Annotated in this window: 4 protein-coding genes and 1 pseudogene; 3 read left to right on the forward strand and 2 right to left on the reverse strand. The window is 74.2% G+C overall.

Features of this window, described 5'->3' with window-relative positions; all coding sequences use genetic code 11:
* The 3 genes and pseudogenes from AB0E96_RS39855 to bioD all read left to right on the forward strand — a co-directional run.
* A pseudogene (locus AB0E96_RS39855) lies at positions 1-216 on the forward strand (biotin synthase BioB); the annotation flags it as partial.
* A gap of 28 nt (positions 217-244) precedes the next feature.
* A complete protein-coding gene (locus tag AB0E96_RS39860; protein ID WP_359831572.1) occupies positions 245-1,555 on the forward strand; it encodes an adenosylmethionine--8-amino-7-oxononanoate transaminase in 1,311 nt (436 codons plus the stop codon).
* Positions 1,552-2,286, forward strand: a complete 735-nt coding sequence (bioD, locus tag AB0E96_RS39865) for a dethiobiotin synthase (protein ID WP_359831574.1) — start codon at positions 1,552-1,554, stop codon at positions 2,284-2,286. Before AB0E96_RS39860 ends, bioD begins: the two co-directional genes overlap by 4 nt.
* 17 nt (positions 2,287-2,303) lie before the next feature.
* Here bioD and AB0E96_RS39870 read toward each other — a convergent pair whose 3' ends face one another.
* Positions 2,304-2,720 carry a low molecular weight phosphatase family protein gene (locus AB0E96_RS39870; protein ID WP_359831576.1) on the reverse strand — a complete coding sequence of 139 codons (417 nt, stop codon included), beginning with the start codon at positions 2,718-2,720 and terminating at the stop codon, positions 2,304-2,306.
* A partial coding sequence (locus AB0E96_RS39875; RefSeq protein ID WP_359831578.1) for an ASCH domain-containing protein occupies positions 2,717-3,320 on the reverse strand: 604 nt, incomplete at its 5' end. The genes AB0E96_RS39870 and AB0E96_RS39875, both read right to left, overlap by 4 nt.

Genomic DNA, 3,320 nt, shown 5'->3' on the forward strand with positions numbered 1-3,320 from the left:
GCCCACGCGGGCGGCGGCTGCGGCACCGCGGCCTCGGCCTGCGGCAGCGGCGGTGGCAGCGGTCCGTGCGGCGGGCACGCGCACGCGCCGTCGGCGGCCGACGCGCCCTTGCCGGCCGAAGCGCCCCCGGCGGCCGGCACCGAGGACGAGCTCCGCAGCGACCTCGTGAAGGTCCGCCGCCGCGGCGCCGGCACCGAACTCGCGCCCAACGCCTGACAGTTCCGACCCCACCGGAGAACGCACCATGCTCCAGCCGATCCCGTCCGCGACCGACCTGCTCGCCCTCGACCGCGCCCACGTCTGGCACCCGTACGGGCCGATGCCCGGGACCGCCACCCCGTACGTGGTCGAGTCCGCCTCGGGGGTGCGGCTGCGCCTGGCCGAGCCGGTCGCGGGCGGGCGGCGCGAACTGGTCGACGGGATGTCGTCCTGGTGGGCGGCGATCCACGGCTACCGGCACCCCGTACTGGACGAGGCGGTGCGCGACCAGCTGGGGCGGATGAGCCATGTGATGTTCGGCGGGCTCACCCACGAGCCCGCCGTCCGGCTGGCCTCGACCCTGGTGGAGATCACCCCGGAGCCGCTGCGGCACGTCTTCCTCGCCGACTCGGGCTCGGTGGCCGTCGAGGTCGCGATGAAGATGTGCCTCCAGTACTGGCAGTCCATCGGGCGGCCGGCCAAGCGCCGGCTGCTCACCTGGCGCGGCGGCTACCACGGGGACACCTTCCACCCGATGTCGGTCTGCGACCCGGACGGAGGGATGCACCACCTGTGGGGCGGGGTGCTGCCCGGACAGCTGTTCGCCCCGGAGCCCCCGGCCGGGTTCGACGCCCCGCTCGACCCGCGGTACGCGGCGGAGTTCGAGGAGCTGATGGCCCGGCACGCCGACGAGCTGGCCGCCGTCATCGTCGAACCGGTCGTCCAGGGCGCGGGCGGGATGCGCTTCCACTCGCCCGCCTACCTGCGGATGCTGCGCGAACTGTGCGACCGCTACGGCGTGTTGCTGGTCTTCGACGAGATCGCCACCGGCTTCGGGCGCAGCGGCGCGCTGTTCGCCGCCGACCACGCCGGCGTCTCCCCGGACGTCATGTGCCTCGGCAAGGCGCTCACCGGCGGCTACCTCACGCTGGCCGCCACGCTGTGCACCGGCGAGGTCGCCGACGGGATCAGCCGCGGCGAGGTGCCGGTGCTCGCCCACGGGCCGACGTTCATGGGCAACCCGCTGGCCTGCGCCGTCGCCAACGCCTCGCTGGAGCTGCTGCTCGGGCAGGACTGGGCGGTGGAGGTGAAGCGGATCGAGGCGGGGCTCGCCGAGGGCCTCGCGGCGGCCGCGGACGTCCCCGGCGTGCTCGACGTCCGGGTCCGCGGGGCCATCGGCGTCGTGCAGTTGGACCACCCGGTGGACGTCGCGGCGGCCACCGAGGCGGCGGCGCGGGAAGGCGTGTGGCTACGGCCCTTCCGGGACCTGATCTACACCATGCCCCCCTACGTCACCCAGGACGAGGACGTGGCGCGGATCGCCGCCGCCTTCACCGCCGCGGCGGTGAAGGGATGAGCGCCCGCATCCTGTTCGTGACGGGGACGAACACCGACGTCGGCAAGACCGTCGCCACCGCGGCACTCGCCTCGGCGGCGCTGCGGGCCGGACGGAAGGTCGCGGTGCTCAAGCCCGGGCAGACCGGCGTGACGGCCGGCGAGCCCGGCGACGCGGCCGAGGTCCGGCGGCTGGCGGGCGGTTCGACCGTCCGCGAGCTGGTGCGCTACCCCGAGCCGCTGGCCCCCGACACCGCCGCCCGGCGGGCCGGGATGCCGTACCTCTCCCCCGCCGAGGTGGTCGCCGAGGTCGCCGAGCTGGCGTCCACCCACGACCTGGTCCTGGTGGAGGGCGCGGGCGGGCTGCTGGTCCGCTACGACGACGAGGGCCGCACGCTCGCCGACCAGGCCCGGGCCGTGCTCGACGCCGGACTCCCCGCCGAGGTCCTGCTGATCGCCTCCGCAGGGCTCGGCACGCTCAACATCGTCTCCCTCACCGCGGAGGCCCTGGCGGCCCGCCGGCTGCCGCTCGCGGGTGTCGTCGTCGGCTCCTGGCCCGCCGAGCCCGGCCTCGCCGAACGCTGCAACCTGGCCGACCTGCCCCGTTCCGCCGGCGCCCCGCTGCTCGGCGCGCTGCCGGAACGGGCGGGCGGCGCCGAGGACTTCGCCGCCCTCGCGTACGCCTCGCTCGCCCCCGAGCTGGGCGGCGGCTGGGACGCGGAGCACTTCGCCCACGCCCACCGGCCCGAATAGCCCGCGTCCACTCCTTGTCAGAGCAGCTTCGCGGCGTCCTGGATCTCCGCGACGGCCCTGGCGAAGTCCTCCGGCTCGCCGCCCCAGGGGTCGGCGATGCCGGTGCCGAGGACACACACCGGCTGGTCGGCACCGACAAGGGCCCGGACCGTATCGGCGGTCTCCTCGTCCACCACGATGAAGACGTCCGCCCAGTCCAGCTGTTCCTGGTCGAGGAGGACTCCGCGGTGCGCGGTCAGGTCGTAGCCGAAGCCGGCGGCGGCCTGGATCATGAGCGGGTGGGCGGGTTTGCCGACGTGCCAGTCCCTGGTGCCCGCCGAGCGGACGAGGAGCGTACCGCCCGCGCGTTCGGCGATGACCAGCGCGGCGATCGGGGAACGGCAGTGGTTGCCCTTGCAGATCACCAGGACGGTGCGGCGGCGCGGGGAGGTCACCGGGGATCGACCCGTTCGATCTCGAAGGTGAGCACTCCCAGCGCCTCCTTGTGGGGCGGGAAGATGGCGTGGATCGCCTCGAGCTGTTCCGCCTCGGTGGCACGGGGGTTGACGGCCTCCACGCGCTCGGCGCCGAACATCTCCTCGAAGGTGCGGTACGTGCCGATCCGCGTGACCTCGGTCAGGCAACTCGACTCGCGGCAGGTGAAGTTGATCAGGTCTCCGACCCTGATCCGCTTCATCGACTCGTAGGCGACGCGGACCTCGACCGTCTTCTCACCGGAGGCGATCAGGTCGAAGTACTGCCGGTAGATCGGCATGGTGCGGGGGCGCTTCGCCCGGGAATCGTGCGTGTCGGGCCGGCGGGTGCTCATCAGGGTTTCCCATGCGGTTGTGGTGTAGGACCGGAAGAAGTGCCGGGGGTCGCTCAGCACGAGCTCGCCGAGCCCCGTCAGCGCCTCGACGTAGTCCTCTCGGGTACCGGGCCAGGCCGAGGGATCGAGCAGCCACGCGGGCGTGGTGTCGCCCCGGGCGGGCCCGGCGTCGGCGGCTTCGCGCAGCAGGCTCTTCGAGAGCTTGCCGCCGTCGCTGCCGAGGATC

Origin of the sequence: Kitasatospora sp. NPDC036755, from assembly GCF_040636595.1 — a bacterium.
GTDB lineage: Bacteria > Actinomycetota > Actinomycetes > Streptomycetales > Streptomycetaceae > Kitasatospora.